Genomic DNA, 17758 nt, shown 5'->3' with positions numbered 1-17758 from the left:
GGGCGTCCGCCCGTCGTCGTTCAGGTGACGGTCCGGCCGACGCCGGAACACCGGAGTGTCGCAACGTCAGAATTCCGACATAGCGGGCATGGTGTTTCACGTGAAACGTCGCTCCTTGCTCTCGGGCATCCTCCGCCGTGACCGGGCGGCGACTGTTGCCGCTCCGGTTTCACGTGAAACACTGACCCCCATGCAGGACTCGGAGACCGTCGACCAGATCGATGACACGCCCATCGCACGGGCTGCCCAGGCTGCGGTTCGAGCGATCGGCCGAGCGGGTGCGGGACTGCCCCGGCCCGTCGCCACCCGGGTGATCGTGGTCGCCAACCAGAAGGGTGGGGTGGGCAAGACCACCACCACCGTGAACATGGCCGCCTCGCTCGCCATGCACGGCCTACGCGTCCTGGTCGTCGACCTCGACCCGCAGGGCAACGCCTCCACGGCGCTCGGCATCGACCACCACGCCGAGGTGCCGTCCGTCTACGACGTCCTGGTGGAGGGCAAGCCGCTGGCCGACGTGGTACAGCCGGTGCGCGACGTCGAGGGGCTGTTCTGCGTCCCCGCCACCATCGACCTGGCCGGCGCCGAGATCGAGCTGGTCTCCCTGGTGGCCCGGGAGAGCCGGCTCCAGCGCGCCATCGCCGCCTACGAGCAGCCGCTCGACTACATCCTGATCGACTGTCCGCCCTCGCTGGGCCTGCTGACGGTCAACGCCCTGGTCGCCGGCCAGGAGGTGATGATCCCGATCCAGTGCGAGTACTACGCGTTGGAGGGCCTCGGCCAGCTGCTGCGCAACGTCGAGCTGGTGCGCGCGCACCTCAACCCCGCACTGCACGTGTCGACCATCCTGCTCACCATGTACGACGCCCGGACCAGGCTGGCCGCCCAGGTCGCCGAGGAGGTCCGGACCCACTTCCCGCAAGAGGTGCTGAGCACGGCGATCCCGCGCTCGGTGCGCATCTCGGAGGCGCCCAGCTACGGGCAGACGGTGCTCACCTACGATCCGGGCTCGACCGGGGCGCTCTCCTACCTGGAGGCCGCCCGCGAGCTCGCGCTGCGTGCGGTGGGCCGGGGCGGCTCGCTGGTGGGTCAGCAGCGGGACGGCCAGACGGGGCACGGAGCCCCGGTGGCACAGCACGGCACGACGGAGGGTCATCAGTGAGTGCTCGCAAGGTTGGTCTGGGTCGAGGGCTGGAGGCGTTGATCCGCCCCGCCGCGCCGGTGGACGGCGGGGCGGCAGCCGCACCCGCACCGGCCCCGGTGCGGCCGCTGCCGGGCGGCCGCGGCACGGTGGCGGCCCGGGTGGCCGCGGAGAAGCAGGCCGAGCAGGTGCAGCCGGCCGGTGCCTACTTCGCCGAGCTGCCGCTGGACGCGATCACCCCCAACCCCCGCCAGCCGCGTGAGGTCTTCGACGAGGACAAGCTGGCCGAGCTGGTCACCTCCATCAAGGAGGTCGGGCTGCTCCAGCCGATCGTGGTGCGCCAGGTCGGTGCCGACGGCTTCGAGCTGATCATGGGCGAGCGCCGCTGGCGCGCCTCCCGGGAGGCCGGGCTGGAGCGGATCCCGGCGATCGTCCGGGCCACCGAGGACGACAAGCTGCTGCTGGACGCCCTCCTGGAGAACCTGCACCGGGCCGAGCTGAACCCGCTGGAGGAGGCGGCCGCCTACGACCAGCTGCTGCGGGACTTCTCCTGCACCCACGAGGAGCTGGCCGACCGGATCGGCCGCTCGCGCGAGCACGTCACCAACACCCTGCGGTTGATGAAGCTCACGCCGTCCGTCCAGCGCCGGCTGGTGGCCGGAACGCTGATGGCCGGGCACGCCCGGGCGCTGCTCGGTGTGCCGGACTCCGACGAGCAGGAGCGGCTGGCCAAGCGGATCATCGCGGAGGGTCTCACGGTGCGCAACATCGAGGAGATCGTCAAGGTGATGAAGCTGGAGCAGAAGCCGAAGCGCCAGGCGCCGAAGGCCGGCAAGCTGAACTCCCCGGCGTTCAACGACCTGGCGAGCCGGCTGTCGGACCGCTTCGACACCCGGGTCAAGGTCGAGGTGTCGCAGCGCGGCGGCAAGCTGGGCAAGGGCAAGGTGGTGCTGGAGTTCGGCTCGGTGGAGGACCTGAACCGGATCCTGGACAGCATGGCCCCCGGTGAGGACGGTCTGCGGCTGTCGCAGGGCTGAGCCGGACCGGCCGGCCGAGGGGAACGACCCGATGGGTGCGTGTTCCACGTGAGCGCTGTTTCACGTGAAACATGCACCCATCGGCGTTCGTGGGGGAATGCTCGACCGTGAGAGGGAGGAGGAGGTGGGGCCATGGGACGGCGGATCGCTCCGCTGACGCTGGACAACCTCGGGGACCTGCCGACCGGCTGCCGCTCCTGCGTGTTCTGGGAGCTGGACCCGGTCAGCGCGAGGGAGGCGGTGGAGGCGGGCAAGCCGGAGCTGGAGAAGGAGGGGTGGATCTCCACGGTGCTGCTGGAGTGGGGCTCCTGCGGCCGGATCGTCTACGTGGACGACCAGCCGGCCGGGTTCGTGCTGTACGCGCCACCCGCCTACGTCCCCCGCTCACAGTCCTTCCCGACCAGTCCGGTCTCGCCGGACGCCGTTCAGCTGATGGTCAGCCGGGTGCTGCCGGGCTACCAGCGCCAGGGGCTCGGCCGGGTGCTGGTGCAGACCGTGGCCAAGGACCTGATCGGGCGCGGGGTGCGGGCGATCGAGGCCTTCGGCTCGTCCGGGCGGGTGCCGACCAGCTGCGTGCTGCCGGCCGACCACCTGCTCGCGGTCGGCTTCAAGACCGTCCGCCCGCACCCGCGCTACCCGCGGCTGCGGCTGGAGGCGCGGACGACGCTCTCCTGGCGGGGGGACGTGGAGGGGGCGCTGGAGCGGCTGCTCGGCGGCGGGCGCAAGGAGCCGGCACTGCGGCCGTTCTGAAACCCGTCCGGCGGGTCCCGGCAGAACGACGGCGGCGGGGCTCCCCACCGAGGGGAGCCCCGCCGCCGTGCGGTCGACGACCGGAAGGCCTAGATGAACTCGGCCAGCTCGCGCAGCAGCGCGGCCTTCGGACGGGCACCGGTGATGGACTTCACCGGCTCGCCGTCCTTGTAGACGATCAGGGTCGGGATCGAGATGACGCCGTACTTGGCGGCGGTCGCCTGGTTGGCGTCCACGTCGAGCTTGGCGATGGTCAGCTTGTCGCCGTGCTCGGCCGCGATGTCGTCCAGGACCGGGGCGACCTGGCGGCACGGGCCGCACCAGGTGGCCCAGAAGTCGACCAGTACGGGCTTCTCGCTCTTCAGGACGTCGTTCTCGAACGTCGCATCGGTGACGGTGGTGGTGGCGCCGGCCACGGGAACTCCTCGGGTTAGGACGGAGGGGACTGCTGCCGGGAGAACAACGGATGGGCCCGTTCTGTTTCTGCCCGGCCGGGGCGGGGGTGTTTCACGTGGAACACCCCCGCGGGGGTGGATCGGGGAGGGTTCAGACCGCGACGGCGGCGGCCTTGGACTCCAGGTCGTCCAGCGCGGCCAGGTAGCGCTCGGCGTCCAGGGCGGAGGAGCAGCCGGTGCCGGCGGCCGTGATGGCCTGGCGGTAGGTGTGGTCCACGACGTCGCCGGCGCCGAACACGCCCGGGATGTTGGTCCGGGTGGAGGGGGCCTCGACCTTGAGGTAGCCCTCGGCGTCCAGGTCCAGCTGGCCCTTGAAGAGCTCGGTGCGCGGGTCGTGGCCGATCGCGATGAACAGACCGGTGACGGCCAGCTCGCGGGTCTCGCCGGTGGTGGTGTCGCGCAGGGTGACGCCGCTCAGCTTCGGGTCGCCGTGGATGGCCTCGACCGCGCTGTCCCACTCGAAGCGGATCTTCGGGTCGGCGAAGGCGCGCTCCTGCATCGCCTTGGAGGCGCGCAGGGTGTCCCGGCGGTGGATGATCGTGACGCTCTTGGCGAAGCGGGAGAGGAAGGTCGCCTCCTCCAGGGCGGTGTCGCCGCCGCCGACCACTGCGATGTCCTGGTCGCGGAAGAAGAAGCCGTCGCAGGTGGCGCACCAGGAGACGCCGCGGCCGGAGAGCTTGTCCTCGTTCGGCAGGCCGAGCTTGCGGTGCTGGGAGCCGGTGGTGACGATCACGGCGCGCGCCCTGTGGACGTTCCCCTCGGAGTCGGTGACGGTCTTGATGTCACCGGTGAGGTCGACCGCGACGATGTCGTCGGGGATCAGCTCGGCGCCGAAGCGCTCGGCCTGGGCCCGCATGTTGTCCATCAGCTCGGGGCCCATGATGCCGTCCCGGAAGCCCGGGAAGTTCTCGACCTCGGTGGTGTTCATGAGCGCACCACCGGCGGTGACGGCCCCCTCGAAGACCAGCGGCTTGAGGGAGGCACGGGCCGTGTAGAGCGCAGCCGTGTACCCGGCCGGGCCGGAACCGATGATGATCACGTTACGGACGTCGCTCACTGCTTCTCCTGGTTCGCATCGCGACCCGCGTTTGCTGCGGGGAGGGCGGTCCTGCTCCGCCGCCCGGGACAACGACTGACCAGTGTCTCGCATTCCCAGGCGGATCAGTACCAGGCGCCCGGGGTCCGGAAGCGGCGTGGCGCCATCGGCGTGGATCGCATGGGAACCGCCGGTCAGCGGCTGGGAACGGTCTGGTGGAGGACGACCGGACCGCAGTCGGGGGAGCGCAGGTAGACGTCGACGAAGCCGGGTCGGCCGGGCAGCGGGTAGACCAGGACGTCGACCGGAGCACCGTGGTGGCTGCCGCGGTCGGTGGCCAGCGGGGTGCCGTCGGCGGGGGCCGGGCAGCCCGAACCGGTGGGGGAGCCGGTTGGCGGGGGCGAGTCGGGCTGCGGGCGGGCGCCGTCGGCGGGCAGGGCGGTCTCGGACTTGGCGGGTCCGGTGGCACGCAGCCCCGGGGGGTTCTCCGAACGGGCGAGCAACTGCTGGACCTGGGTGGCGAGTTCGTCCTCGCGGTAGTCGGTGCCGGCGCCCGACAGGTGCGGGATGCCGTGGCCGTCGGCGGTGGTGCTCGGGGCGCCTCCCGCGGTGGCCGTCACCGGGTCGGACCGGTCGTCGGGGTGCAGCAGCAGTGCCCCGCCGAGCCCGAGGGCGGCCAGGGCGGCGGCCGTGCCGAGCAGCAGGGAGAAGCGCCGCCGACGGGGGCGGGCACGACCGGGGCCGGTGGCCGGTCCGGGCCGTCCGGAGGGGCGGTCCCCGGGCCCCTCCGCGGGCCGGGAGGCGGCGGAGGAGGGCGTGACGGGCGCCGTGGCGGCGTGCGGGGGCCCGGCCGGGGCCTCGGTCCGGCGGCCCGCCGCGGAGGCCTCCTGCGGCCGCTGGCCGGCGTCGGGTCCGCTCCCGGCGGCCCCTTCCGCGGCGGCCCCGGCCAGCGCCGCGTCCAGCCGGGCGGCGACGTCGGCCGGCATCGGCGGGGTCTCGACGTCGCCCAGCAGGGCCTGGACCTCGGCGAGCGCGTCGACGGTCTCCCGGCACTCGGCGCAGTCGTCCAGGTGTCGCCGCAGCGCCGCGGCGGTGTCCGGGGAGTCGATCAGCCCCTCGGCGTGGTCGGCCAGCTGCTCGACCGGGGGGTGGCCGTCGGCGGCGTCGGGGAAGGAGGGGTGGGCGTTCATCGGGTGCTCGCGTCTCCTTCCAGGACCGTCCGGCCGGCGCCCGGGCCCGTCCCTGTGACGGCTCCGGGGCGCTTCGGGTTCCCCGTGGTGCCCCGGCGCGGCGGGGCCGAGCCGGGCGCGGGCGCTGTTTCACGTGAAACATCCGGCTCGCGCAGGTGCCGGACGAGGGGGAGGAGCCGGGCCCGGCCGCGCGCGCAGCGGCTCTTCACTGTGCCCACCGGGACGCCCAGCAGCTCGGCGGCCTCGGCCACCGGGTAGCCCTGCATGTCGACCAGCACCAGCGCGGCCCGCTGCGCCGCGGGCAGCTCGGCGAGTGCTGCGGTCAGCTCGCGGTGCAGCTCGGCCCGGACCACCGGGGAGTCGGCCGGCTCGGCGGCGCCGACCAGGGTGTCCAGCCGCTGCGGGTCCTCGTCGAGCGGGGTGGTGCGGCGGGTGGCGCTGCGTCGGGCGCGGTCCAGGCAGGCGTTGACCACGATCCGGTGCAGCCAGGTGGTGATCGCCGAGCGGCCCTGGAAGCCGGCGGCGGCGCGGAAGGCGGAGACCAGGGCGTCCTGGAGGGCGTCGGCGGCCTCCTCGCGGTCACCCAGGGTGCGCAGTGCGACCGCCCAGAGCCGGTCGCGGTGGCGGTCCACCAGCAGGCCGAAGGCCGCCGGGTCGCCGGCGACGTGCCGGGCGAGCAGTGCCGCGTCGTCGTCCGCCACCGTCACGCCTCGACCCCCTGCCCTCGTGCCGGATCCACCGAACCGCGGTCAGCCGAAGACCTTGACCTCGGCGACCTGGCCGGTGAATTTCCCGGCGCCATCCTTCGGCAGAGCGGTCAGCCAGAGCAAGAGGTAGCGCGTGGTGACCGGGGTGTCGAGGGTGTATTCGGCGTTGGCCCCGTTCTTCTTGCCGACGACCGTGAAGCCGTCGAGCCTGGCCGACATCGGGTTGGCGGCGGCCGCCGCCGTGGGCACCCGCAGTTCCGCGGTGTGCTCGCCGCCGAACTGGACGCTCACCGAGGAGACCGCCTGCGGCGAGCCGAGGTCGATCAACAGGCCGGTGCCCGACTTGAGGGCGGGGGCCTTGAGGCCGAACTGGTCGTTGTACCACTGGGTGTTCCAGACGGTGTTCGGGTCGCCGTCCACGGCCTTCGCCGGGTTGTCGCTGCCCTCGGTCCCGTCACCCGGCTGGGTGTACGACTGCGCGCCCTTGACGGTGAGCTGCACCGGGTTGTGGGTGCTGGCCTGCGGGCTCGGCGCGGTGCTGCTGACCGACGGGGCCGGGGACGCGGTGGGCCCCCCGGTGTGCCGAAGGGTGTCGACGAACTGCCAGGAGGCGACGCCGATCGCGCCCAGCGCGACCGTCCAGGCGGTGGCCTTGATCACCCGGCGCAGACGCCGCCGGGCGCGCCGGGAGGAGACGGGGCGGGACGAGGCCGGCAGCGGGGCGACGGTGGTGTCGGCGACCCGGGTCGGGTTGGGGGCGGTGGGCAGCGCGTGGGTGTTGTGCCGGGGCGGGGTGGGGAAGGCGGGCAGCTCCGGCTCGGGCTGGCGGATCCGGGGCATCTGGGCGATCGCCCGGACCAGCTCCTCCGGTGTGCTGATCGGCCGGGCGTGGTGCGGCGGCTGGTCGAACAGCGCCCGCGCGGCGAGCTCGGACAGGCCCTTGTGGACCCCGGCGCGGACCTGGTCGGGCGCGGCGTTCTGGAGGCCCTTGGGCAGGCCCTGGAGGTCGTAGCGGTCCTCCGGGTACGGCCAGCGGTGGGTGAGCGCGGCGAACAGCAGCGCGCCGATCGCACGGGTGTCGGCCCGCTGGGCGTCCTCGGCCCCCTCCTCGGGCAGCCCGCGCAGCGCGGCGTCCACCGCGATGCCGTTGATCCGGTACTGGCCGCTGTCGGTGCGCAGCACGCAGCGCGGGGTGAGCCGCAGGTGGGCCTGCCCGCGCCGGTGGGCGGCCGCGACGGCGTCGGCGACCTGGCGGACCATCTGGTACGCCTCGTGCGGCTCCATCGGTCCGTTCGCGAGCAGCTTGGCCAGGTCGGAGGAGTGCGGCAGCCACTCCCGCACGACGTAGACCAGCTCGCCCTCGTGGACGGCGTCCAGCACCTGGACGAAGCGCGGGTCGCCGAGCAGCGCGGCGGACTTGGCCGCGGCGAGCACCTTGCGGGCCCGCTGGTGGCCGGAGGCCATCAGGTGGACGCCGACGGCCCGGCGCAGCTTCTCGTCGACGGCGCGCCAGCTGCTGAAGGTCTCGGTCTGGGAGATGCACTCCTCCAGCCGGTACCGGTGGCCGATCATGTCGCCGCTGCGGCGCTGCGGGGCGGGGAGGGTGCGCGGGAGGGTGGCGGTGTCGCGCGGGTCGACCGTGGGCTGCGGGTCGGTGGGGCGGCGCGCGGGTCGGGCGGGTTCGGGGGCGGGCTTCTTCCGGGGGGAGCCGGCGGCCAGTTCGGCGCGCAGCTCCTGGACCGAGAGCGGGGCGGTGATCTCCGAGGTCTCCTCGCCGGAGGCGGCCTCCGGTCCGGCCTCCGGCGTGTCGTCCACGGCCTCGTCCGGCTCGGTGCGCGCGGCGGCGGCAGCGGTGGTGGCGCCCTTGCGGCGGGCGTCCGCGGAGGCGCCCTCGCCGGCGTCCTCCGAGCCCGCGAGCTCGTCGATCGCCGCGGCCAGCGCGGCCTCGTCCGTCGCCGCGTCAGCTGCTGACGTGTCGACGACGGCCTTGGTGCCATCAGCCACCGTGGTCCTGCCTCCCCTTGTGTCGCCCCGGCCTGAGAGAGTCGCTGGAGCCCGAGGGTCGGCGGCCCTGTGCTCCAGGACAATTGTGCCCACTCTTCTCCACCGGGTACGACCGCTGGGACGTCCGCGCGGTTGCATGCGGGTGGAGAGATGTGGTGCAGATCCGACACCGGGTCGCCATCCGGCGGCCGGACGGACCCCGACCGACGGGTGACGCAGCACTCGGCCGGACGAGCGGAGGAGCGTGCCGCTCCCGTTGACGCCCGGTCAGGGCGCCCGCTCGTCCGGCCGGTGGTCGGACGGTCAGCGGCCCAGTCGGCCGCGGACCATGCCCAGCATGGAGTTCAGTTCCTCGATCCGCAGGCGCTTCGCGATGAGCACGAAGACCGCCAGCTGGAGGCCGCCGGCCACGACCAGGGCCGCCACGCTGCCCGCCCAGCCGCCGAGCACCTGCTGGACGCCCAGGCTGGCACCGAGGCCGACCAGAGCGGCCGGGACGCCGGCGGCGGCCAGCCGGCTGTACGTCCGGCCGATCCGCTTGGTGTCCAGCCCGCCGATCCGCTTCTTCAGCTTCGGCATCGCGACCGCCACTCCGATGGCGTAGGCCAGGCCGTAGCCGAAGGCGAGGCCGGTCACCGTCCACTCGGCGGGCAGCACCAGCCAGCACAGCAGCGCGAAGCCGGCCTGGCAGGCCGCCACCCAGACGGTGTTGGAGAACGGGGTGCGGGTGTCCTCGTAGGCGTAGAAGCCGCGCAGCATCACGTACTGGGCGGAGTACGGGATCAGGCCCAGCGCGAACGCGGAGAGCATCAGGCCGACGTTGGTGGCGTCGTTCAGGACGGTGTCGTTGCCGCCGACCGCGTAGATCGCCCGGCCGATCACCGGCCCGAGGGACAGGAACAGGAAGGCCGCAGGGACGACCGCCACCGCGGTGGTGCGCAGACCGTAGGAGATGTCGTCGCGCACGGCTCCGGCGTCCTCGTCGGCCGCCGCCCGGGAGAGCCGGGGGAGCACCGCGCTCATGATCGACACGGTGATCACGGCCTGCGGGAGCTGCCAGATCAGCAGCGCGTTGGAGAACGCCGCCAGACCGACACCGTTGTGGCCGGCCGCCGCAGCGGCGGCGCCCGCCTTGGTGGACAGCTGGGTGATCACCAGGTAGCCGGCCTGGTTGGCGAGCACGAAGAAGAACGTCCACTTGGCCAGCCGGGCGGCCTTGCCCAGGCCGTGGCCGCGCCAGTCGAAGCGCGGCCGGAAGCGGAACTCGGCGGCCCGCAGGTACGGGATCATCGCCAGCGACTGGACGGCCAGACCGATCAGGGTGCCGAGGCCGAGCAGCCGCACGCCCTCGGGGGAGATGCCCTCCGGGGTGACGTGGGTGGTGCCGAACCCGCCGTAGACCCAGATGTAGGCGGAGAAGGTGAAGATCACCACGATGTTGTTCAGGACCGGGGTCCACATCATCGCGCCGAAGCGGCCACGGGCGTTGAGGATCTGCCCCATCACCACGTGGATGCCCATGAAGAAGATGGTCGGCAGGCAGTAGCGGGCCATCGCCACCGTGGTCTCGGCGCTCTCCGGGGTCGCCATCGTGGAGTGGGCGATCATCTGCACCAGCACGGGTGCCCCGAGCACGGCCAGGAAGACCACGCCGCCGAGCCCGACCATCACCAGGGTGAGCAGTCGGCTGGCGTACGCCGTGCCGCCGTCCTCGTCGTTCTTCATGCTGCGCACCAGCTGCGGCACGAAGACCGCGTTCAGCGCGCCGCCGCCGATCAGGATGTACAGCAGGGTCGGCAGGGTGTTCGCGGCGTTGTACGAGTCACCCATCACGCCGACGCCGATGGCCGCGGTGATCACCATGGTCCGGACGAAGCCGGTGCCGCGCGAGACCAGCGTTCCGGCCGCCATGATCGCGCTGGAGTTCAGCAGGCTGGAGACCTTGCCGCCGCCGGCCGCCCTGGCGGGCTCGGCGGCGGGCGCGGGCGCCTGGTGGGCGGCCCGCTCCTCGGCGACGACGTCCGCGAGCGGCTCGACCGCCGGGGGCACCGCTACGGCGGCCACCTGCATGGTGGCCTCCTCCTCGGAGAGCGGCGGGTCGAACTCGATCGGCGGCACGAAGTGGTGCTGTCCGCCCGGGGCGCCGCCGTGCGGCGGCTGCCCCTGGTAGCCGGTCGCCGGGGGGTACGGCGCGGGGCCGGCCGCGGGGGCGGTCGGCTGGACCGGCTGGGGTGCCGGAGCGGGCTGGGGGACCGGCGGCTGGGCCGCGGCCTGTGCCGGGCGGCCGCCGAACAGCGCGTCCACCCCGACGTACTCGGTGGTCTCGGTGTCCCAGGCGGAGTGCGCCGGGCCCGGCTCCCACTGCGGCCGGGGCTGCTCGGCGCCGCCCCAGTGCCCGCCGGGGGCCTGCGCGGGGGCGGACTCCTGCGGCCAGGCGGCCTGGGCCGGGGTGTCCCAGCCGGGCTGCACCGGCGGCACCGGGGCCGAGAACTGCTCCGCGGCCTGGTACGGGGTCGGCGGCACCGGCGTCGGGTAGCCGCCGCCCTGCGGCGGCAGCTGCGGCGGCACGTCGTACGCGGCGGCCGGCGGCTGGGGCGCGGCGGGCCGACCGGCCCGCAGACCGTACGGGTCCTGGCCGTCCTGCGGGTGCCCGTACGCGTCCGCCGCGTACGGGTCCTGGGCGTAGGTGTCGGCCACGTACCAGTCGCCGGACGGCGACTCGGCGCCCGGCCGGCTCTCACCGCGGCCCGACGGCCGCTCCTCGCTGCGCCCGGTCATGTCACCTCTTCGCTGTCGTGGGGGAGGCCGGCCCGGCGGTGCGGGGGATCGGCGGTATCAAGGACCAACCTTCTCATCACTGGCGGCCCGATCCCGGCCATCCGGGCTGCTGCCACGCGGTGTCTGCGCGGGACCGTCACCGGGGGCGCCGTCCGGGCCGTCGGTCCCGTCCGGTGCCGGGGGCCCGGCGGGATCCGCCGGCCGGTCCTTCGAGGAGGCCTCCGCCGCGTCCTGCTCCGCGTCCCGCGGCGTGTCCTGCTCCGCGTCGCCGCCGTCCGTCGCCGGGCCGTCCCCGACCGGCTGGTCGCCGTCCTCGTGCGGCTGCCCGCCGCGCCGCTTGCGCTGGCGCATGAAGCGCAGGGCGGCCAGCAGCAGCAGGACGCCGGCACCCGCGAAGATGTACAGCACCCCGTTGGTGACCGAGGTGACCTCCACCCGGAACTGCTGCGGCTCGCCGTACGGCCGGGAGTCGGGGCCGGTGGTCCACAGCTGGGCGGTCATCGCGACCGACCCGTTGTTGTGCGCCTCGGCGTTGAAGCGGAGCGTCACGCTCTGCGAGGCCGGGAGGACCAGCTCCTCCTCCTTGCTCACCCGCAGCCTGTTCGGCTGGGCCGAGGTGAGCACCAGCTTCAGGTTGGTGACCGTCTGGGTCAGGTCGTTGCGGACGCTGACCTGGAGCAGACCGGTGTCGCCGGACAGGGTGACCACGTTCTTCTTCGGCACCTGGACGGCACCGGTCAGTTCCTTCAGGTACTTCTGGACGCCGGTGCGGTAGGTGCTCCCGGCCGCCGGCTGGCTGCGCCACTCGGTGGACAGCGAGCGGACCATCGCGGCGCTGAACGGGCCGCGCACCCGCTGCGGCAGGGTGAGCACCCGCATCAGGGTGTCCAGGTCGTGTTGGATCCCGTCGGTGCTGCTCAGGTCGTCGGCCGGCAGCTCGGAGGCACGGGCCTGGGTCGGGTAGTCGGTGGGCGCAGGGACGGCGGTGTTGGCCTTCGGGTCGGCCGCGGACTGGGCCACCGCGTCCAGCTTGACCGAGGAGATCCACTTGCCGTCCGCCGTCTGGAGGGCGCTCGCCAGCGCCTTGGCGCCGGTGGCGCTCAGCTCGCGCGGGGGCATGACCAGCAGCCCGCGCTGGTTCTGCGGCTGCTCGTGGGTGATCGCGAAGGTCTCGGCGAGGAAGCGCTGGGTGGACTCGGTCTGCGCCTGCGGGCTGCTCAGGTCCCGGTCGAAGAGTGCGGAGACGGTCTCGTCGGCGACCACGGCGGTCTGCCCGTTGCCGATCGGACGGGCCGCGCTCGGGGTGTAGTTGAGCGAGTCCGCCTCCGGCATGCTCCCGCCGTTGACCAGCACCGTCCCGCTGCCCGCCTGCTGGGCGAGGGCGGCGATCTGCTGGTCGAGGTAGCCCTGGTACGGCCAGGCGACGTCCGAGCGGGTGTCCACCGAGAGCCGGCCCTCGACGGTCAGCCGGCCGGCCGTGGCCGCCTTGCTCAGCGCGGTGGTCATCCCGGTCAGGTCGGAGCCGTTGTGGGCGATCGAGGCGAGGTCCGGGTCGGCGTACGGCAGTGAGACCACCTGGCTGCCCGGCTTGGCCACGGCGGCCCGCAGCTTGTCCAGCCAGGCGACGGCGGCGGCCGAGGGCTGCACCTGGACGGTGTTGTCGTCCTTGGCCGACTTGCCCGACGCCTCGGTGCCCGGCTTCTGCACCCGGTAGGGCCTGGTCATCGCGAGCGCGGCGTCCAGCAGGTCCGGGTCGATCACCCAGGTCAGGCCGTTCAGCTTGGCACCGGTGTCGACCAGCTCGTACAGCCGGCCGCCCGGGGCGAACTCGGCGGACAGGCTGTCGTCGCGCAGCACCGCGATCGTCTGGTCGTTGCCGTCGGTGCTGGTCTGGGCGGCCACCACCGGTGCGTGCACCAGCGGCCAGATCGTGGTGACCTTCGTCGGCTGCGCCTCGGCGCCCGCGTTGTACGGCAGGAACGTCCGGGCGATGCCCAGGGCGCGGTCGCGCGGGTTGTCGGCCGTGCCGCCCCAGGCGTCCACCGCGAGCTCGTACGCACCGCTCGCGGAGAGCCCGAGGTCGCCCACCGCGACGCTCAGGGTGTACGGCTGGCTCTGCCCCGGGCCCAGCTCCGGCAGGGCGTACTGCGGGCTGTCCAGCTCGACGCCGTCCCTGTTGTCCGGCGTGGAGCGGGCGGCCACGTTGGCCAGGTCGCTGCGCCGGTCCAGCGGCCTGCCGGTGTTCGGCTTGCGGACGGCCGCGTGGGCGCCCTTGACCGCCGACTTGCCGGCGTTGGCGACGTGCCCGGTGATCGTCACGGTGCCGTTCGGGACGGCCACCTGCGGGTTCAGCGTGTCGATGGTCACCACCACGGGGTACTCGGCCGTGGCGGTGGAGTCGCCGGCCGGCCGGACGTTGCCGCCGGCCGGCAGCGCACCGGCCGGGGAGGCCGTGAAGAGGGTCAGGACGGCCGCGCAGGCCGCGGCCAGGCGCAGGCCCGCACGGCGTGCCCGCCGGGCCGGATGACGCCCCTCGGCGGGGCGTTCGGCCCGTCCAGGCTGTCGGTGCGCCCCCAGGCCCGAGTGCCGTGCCGGCTCACTCACTCGCTTCGCCCTCGCCGTTCTCGATCGTTCGCTGCTGATGCTGTCCGTCCGGCGCGGTCCGCCCGACGGTCTTCGCCTGACCCTCTTGGAACTCTTCGCCCGACGCCTGGAACCCTTCGCCCGACGCCGTAGCCGCACCGTTGCCGCGGGTAGGTTCCGCGGTGGTCGCGGCGCGCGACACCGCATCCCCTGTCCGGTGCCCGAGACTCGTCCACCGGCATGGTAACGATGCAGCCCGTGGTGCAGTGTTGCGGGCTGTGGGGTGAGACGCCCAGAACGCGCGGGCGGTTGACCTGTCCGGCCACGTACCCTTGTGAGCCGTGTCCACTGCCAATGAGCCCACCGCGCGCACCGACCGTTCCAGCACCGCCGTCCAGGTCGTACCAGGCCTGAGCGAGGCCCAGACCCTCGGCCTCCAAGAGCTGCTGCGGGTGTCGCCGGTCGCCGACGAGATCGCCCGCCGGTTCCAGGCGGCCGGTCACCGGCTGGCGCTGGTCGGCGGGTCCGTCCGGGACGCGCTGCTCGGCCGGCTGGGCAACGACCTGGACTTCACCACCGACGCCCGCCCGCAGCAGGTGCTCAAGCTGGTCAAGGGCTGGGCGGACGCGGTCTGGGACGTCGGCATCGCCTTCGGCACGGTCGGCGCCCGCAAGGACACCCCCGAGGGTTCCTTCCTGATCGAGATCACCACCTACCGCTCCGAGGCGTACGACCGCACCTCGCGCAAGCCCGAGGTCAGCTACGGCGACACCATCGAGGAGGACCTGGTCCGTCGGGACTTCACGGTCAACGCGATGGCCGTCGACCTGCCCGGCCGCGGCTTCGTCGACCCGCACCACGGCCTGGAGGACCTCGAGGCCCGGGTGCTGCGCACCCCCGCCACCCCCGAGGAGTCCTTCTCCGACGACCCGCTGCGGATGATGCGGGCCGCCCGCTTCGCGGCCCAGCTGGACTTCGACCCGGCGCCCGAGGTGGTCGCCGCGATGACCGCGATGGCCGAGCGGCTCACCATCGTCTCCGCCGAGCGGATCCAGGCCGAGCTGAACAAGCTGCTGCTGGCCAAGCACCCGGTGAAGGGCCTGCGGCTGCTGGTCGACACCGGCCTGGCCGGGTACGTGCTGCCCGAACTGCCCGCGCTGCGGCTGGAGCGCGACGAGCACCACCGGCACAAGGACGTCTACGAGCACTCGCTGACCGTCCTGGAGCAGGCCATCGACCTGGAGCAGGACGGCCCGGACCTCACCCTGCGGCTGGCCGCGCTGCTGCACGACATCGGCAAGCCGCGCACCCGCCGCTTCGAGCTGGACGGCCGGGTCTCCTTCCACCACCACGAGGTGGTCGGCGCCAAGATGACCCGCAAGCGGATGCGCGAGCTCAAGTACTCCAAGGAGCTGACCGAGGACGTCTCGCGCCTGGTCGAGCTGCACCTGCGCTTCCACGGCTACGGCGGCGGCGAGTGGACCGACTCCGCGGTGCGCCGCTACGTCACCGACGCCGGGCCGCTGCTGGAGCGCCTGCACAAGCTGACCCGCTCCGACTGCACCACCCGCAACAAGAAGAAGGCCGCCGCGCTCTCCCGTACCTACGACGGTCTGGAGGCCCGGATCGACGAGCTGAAGGCGCAGGAGGAACTGGACGCCATCCGCCCGGCGCTGGACGGCAACCAGATCATGGAGCTGCTCGGCCTGACGCCCGGCCCGCAGGTCGGCAAGGCGTACAAGCACATGCTCGAACTCCGGCTGGAGCACGGCCCGATGGAGCACGAGGAGGCGGTCTCGGCGCTGCGGGCCTGGTGGGCCGAGCAGCAGGGCTGAGCCAGAGCCCGACACGGCAGAGGGGTGGCCCCGGCGCTCGGCCGGGGCCACCCCTCTGCCGTGCGGTTGAGTCGCTCAGGACTTCTTCACCGGCGGGACACCGGTGGTGGCGGGCGTCAGCGGGCCGAGGCAGAGCACGTACCGCTTCTTGTTCCAGCGGCGGCCGCTCTTGCCCGAGACCGCGCTCGTGGTCTGTGGCGTCTGCTTGCAGCGGGTCACGTCCGTGGTGCCTTCGAACTTCGCCAGGACACGGTAATTCGCTTTGCTGTCAGTGCACTTGACGATCTCGACGTCGCGCGAGCCGCTCGCCCGCACGCAGTCGCCGGGCTTGGCGCTGCTGACGCTCGGCCCGGCCACGAAGTAGCCCACCGCCAGTGCGACGCAGCCGCCGACCAGCCCGACGACCCGCAGCTTGGAGCGGATGCCGCGCTTGGCGGCCGGTGCGGGCGCCGTGGGCGGCATAGCGGGGGCGGGCTGCGGGGGGCCGTACGGGTTGGGGCCCGGCTGCTGCCCGTACGGATTGGGGCCCGGCTGTCCGTACGGCTGCTGCCCGTAGGGCTGTTGGCCGTGCGGCGGCTGTCCGTAGGCCGGTGGCGGGCCGTAGGCCGGTGGCGGGCCGTAGCCGGGCGGGGCCGGCGGCGTGGGCTGCCCGTAGGCCGGCGGCGGTCCGTACGGCCCGGCCGGCGGGGGAACGGGTGCCCCGTACGGAGGTGCCGCGGGCGGCCCCACCGGGGCCGGTCCGTACGGATTGGGTGGTGTGCTCATCAGTTCGTCCCCCGAGACAGAGTTCTGTCGATCCGACAGGTCCGATACCTTAGCGAGTCGGTGGGCACCTTCGGCCGCGAACCCCCGAGGGCTCCCGGGAGGGCCTGGTCAGTGGGGGAGCGGGCGCCGGCGGGCGGAGCGCAGGTAGAGCACCGCCGTCAGTGCGTATACCCCGGCGACCCCGATCACCACCCCGACCGAGCGGCCGGACAGCGGCAGCACCAGCGCCGTGACCAGGGCGGCGGCCACGAAGGCGACGTTGAACAGCACGTCGTAGATGGCGAAGACCCGGCCGCGGTACTCGTCCTCGACCGACTCCTGCACCACCGTGTCGGCGCAGATCTTGGTGCCCTGGGTGACCACCCCGAGCAGCAGGGCGGCGATCAGACAGGGCACCAGCGTGAAGCTCAGGCCCAGCGCCGGGACGAAGAGCACCGGGGCGACCAGACAGGCCGTCATCCACCCGGCCAGGCCCAGCCGGCGGGTGCACCAGGGGCTGACCAGAGCGGCGACGAAGAACCCGGCGGCGGACAGACCGACCGCCTGGCCGAGGGTGACCAGCCCGGCCGCGCTGTCGGTCGGGTCGTTGAAGGTGTAGCGGGCGAGCATCACCACGACCACGATCAGCACGCCGTAGCAGAACCGGGCCGCGGTGACGGCGGCCAGCGCGTGCACGGCGGGCCGGCAGTCCCGGACCAGGTGGCGCACCGCGGCGCCGAGTTCGACGGCTGCCCGGACCAGTGCCTGGCCGAGCCCGGGGCGGTCCTCGTGCCGGTCCGGGCCGAGCAGGTCGCGGTCCATCCGCCGGGCGGCCAGCGCGGCCGACAGGTAGAGCAGCGCGGCCACCGAGACCAGTGCGGCGTCGGCCTTCGGCCCGGGGGCCATCAGCTGGTGCAGCAGGAAGCCGATGCCTCCGCCCGAGGCGGCCGCGACCGTCCCGAGGGTGGGGGAGAGGGCGTTGGCGGTGACCAGCTGGTCCTGCTCCACCACCCGGGGCAGGGCGGCGGACAAGCCGGCCAGGATGAACCGGTTGAGCGCGGTGACCAGCAGGGCCGAGGCGAAGAACAGCCAGGTCGGCGCCTCGGCCAGCAGCAGCGCGCCGGTGCCCAGGCCCAGCCCGAAGCGGGCCAGGTTGCCGAAGTAGAGCACCTGGCGGCGGCGCCAGCGGTCCAGCAGCACGCCGGCGAACGGGCCGATCACCGAGAACGGCAGCAGCATCACGGCCAGCACCGAGGCGATGTCGGCGGGGGACGACTGCTTCTCGGGGGAGAAGACCACGTACGCGGCGAGCGAGACCTGGAAGACGCCGTCCGAGAGCTGGGAGAGCACCCGGGCGGTCAGCAGCCGCCGGAAGTCGCGGCCCTTCAACAGGTCGAGGAGCGTGGCCCGGTGCGCGGACCGGTGGGTGCTGCCGTTCTCGGTGATCGCCACCTGCCCAGGGTGCCACGGAACCGGTCGCCGTTTCACGTGAAACATT

Annotated in this window: 13 protein-coding genes; 4 read left to right on the top strand and 9 right to left on the bottom strand. The window is 73.5% G+C overall.

The genetic code is table 11. The features are described from left to right. Window positions 1-217: 217 nt before the first annotated feature. From ACWDBB_RS02600 to ACWDBB_RS02590, 3 genes are all read left to right on the top strand, one after another. Window positions 218-1162 carry a ParA family protein gene (locus ACWDBB_RS02600; protein WP_449788097.1) on the top strand — a complete coding sequence of 315 codons (945 nt, stop codon included), beginning with the start codon at window positions 218-220 and terminating at the stop codon, window positions 1160-1162. After that, window positions 1159-2178, top strand: coding sequence for a ParB/RepB/Spo0J family partition protein (locus ACWDBB_RS02595; protein ID WP_449787887.1), 1020 nt, complete (start codon window positions 1159-1161; stop codon window positions 2176-2178). The genes ACWDBB_RS02600 and ACWDBB_RS02595 overlap by 4 nt, the downstream gene beginning before the upstream one ends. Before the next feature lie 132 nt (window positions 2179-2310). Then, window positions 2311-2928, top strand: a complete 618-nt coding sequence (locus ACWDBB_RS02590) for a GNAT family N-acetyltransferase (protein ID WP_449787886.1) — start codon at window positions 2311-2313, stop codon at window positions 2926-2928. A gap of 89 nt (window positions 2929-3017) precedes the next feature. Here the strand turns inward: ACWDBB_RS02590 and trxA are convergent, their stop codons facing one another. From trxA to ACWDBB_RS02555, 7 genes are all read right to left on the bottom strand, one after another. Then, entirely contained in the window at window positions 3018-3344 is a 327-nt protein-coding gene (gene trxA / locus ACWDBB_RS02585) for a thioredoxin (RefSeq protein ID WP_392868671.1), read from the bottom strand. A gap of 130 nt (window positions 3345-3474) precedes the next feature. Next, complete coding sequence (gene trxB, locus ACWDBB_RS02580; RefSeq protein ID WP_449787885.1) at window positions 3475-4440, bottom strand: thioredoxin-disulfide reductase; 966 nt, start codon at window positions 4438-4440, stop codon at window positions 3475-3477. 173 nt (window positions 4441-4613) lie between these two features. Beyond that, entirely contained in the window at window positions 4614-5609 is a 996-nt protein-coding gene (locus ACWDBB_RS02575; RefSeq protein ID WP_449787884.1) for a hypothetical protein, read from the bottom strand. After that, window positions 5606-6316 carry an RNA polymerase sigma factor SigM gene (gene sigM / locus ACWDBB_RS02570; protein WP_449787883.1) on the bottom strand — a complete coding sequence of 237 codons (711 nt, stop codon included), beginning with the start codon at window positions 6314-6316 and terminating at the stop codon, window positions 5606-5608. The genes ACWDBB_RS02575 and sigM overlap by 4 nt, the downstream gene beginning before the upstream one ends. A gap of 42 nt (window positions 6317-6358) precedes the next feature. Next, entirely contained in the window at window positions 6359-8320 is a 1962-nt protein-coding gene (locus ACWDBB_RS02565) for a protein kinase family protein (protein WP_449787882.1), read from the bottom strand. A gap of 303 nt (window positions 8321-8623) precedes the next feature. Next, window positions 8624-11098: a murein biosynthesis integral membrane protein MurJ gene (gene murJ / locus ACWDBB_RS02560; protein WP_449787881.1), complete on the bottom strand. Its 2475-nt coding sequence runs from the start codon at window positions 11096-11098 to the stop codon at window positions 8624-8626. Between the two features lie 57 nt (window positions 11099-11155). Continuing rightward, window positions 11156-13702, bottom strand: coding sequence for a DUF6049 family protein (locus ACWDBB_RS02555; protein WP_449787880.1), 2547 nt, complete (start codon window positions 13700-13702; stop codon window positions 11156-11158). Between the two features lie 389 nt (window positions 13703-14091). Between ACWDBB_RS02555 and ACWDBB_RS02550 the strand changes: the two genes are divergently transcribed. Beyond that, window positions 14092-15516 carry a CCA tRNA nucleotidyltransferase gene (locus ACWDBB_RS02550; RefSeq protein ID WP_449788096.1) on the top strand — a complete coding sequence of 475 codons (1425 nt, stop codon included), beginning with the start codon at window positions 14092-14094 and terminating at the stop codon, window positions 15514-15516. A gap of 75 nt (window positions 15517-15591) precedes the next feature. On the opposite strand, the gene ACWDBB_RS02545 is transcribed toward ACWDBB_RS02550, so the two are convergent. Continuing rightward, on the bottom strand, window positions 15592-16281 hold the full coding sequence (locus ACWDBB_RS02545) for an LppU/SCO3897 family protein (RefSeq protein WP_449787879.1): 690 nt from the start codon (window positions 16279-16281) through the stop codon (window positions 15592-15594). Window positions 16282-16389: 108 nt separating this feature from the next. Then, the gene (locus ACWDBB_RS02540) at window positions 16390-17712 is read right to left on the bottom strand and encodes an MFS transporter (protein ID WP_449787878.1); all 1323 of its coding nucleotides are present in this window, start codon (window positions 17710-17712) and stop codon (window positions 16390-16392) included. Window positions 17713-17758: the final 46 nt, after the last annotated feature.

It is taken from the genome of Kitasatospora sp. NPDC001095 (assembly GCF_053598615.1).
Note: the sequence above shows the minus strand (reverse complement) of the source record. Positions and strands in the feature narration are given on the sequence as shown.

What these genes read in the sequence shown, in the direction of transcription:
- ACWDBB_RS02590 (WP_449787886.1), top strand. Translation starts at nt 2,311, where the DNA reads ATGGGACGGCGGATCGCTCCGCTGACGCTGGACAACCTCGGGGACCTG.
- ACWDBB_RS02575 (WP_449787884.1), bottom strand. Translation starts at nt 5,609, where the DNA reads ATGAACGCCCACCCCTCCTTCCCCGACGCCGCCGACGGCCACCCCCCG.
- murJ (WP_449787881.1), bottom strand. Translation starts at nt 11,098, where the DNA reads ATGACCGGGCGCAGCGAGGAGCGGCCGTCGGGCCGCGGTGAGAGCCGG.
- ACWDBB_RS02545 (WP_449787879.1), bottom strand. Translation starts at nt 16,281, where the DNA reads ATGAGCACACCACCCAATCCGTACGGACCGGCCCCGGTGGGGCCGCCC.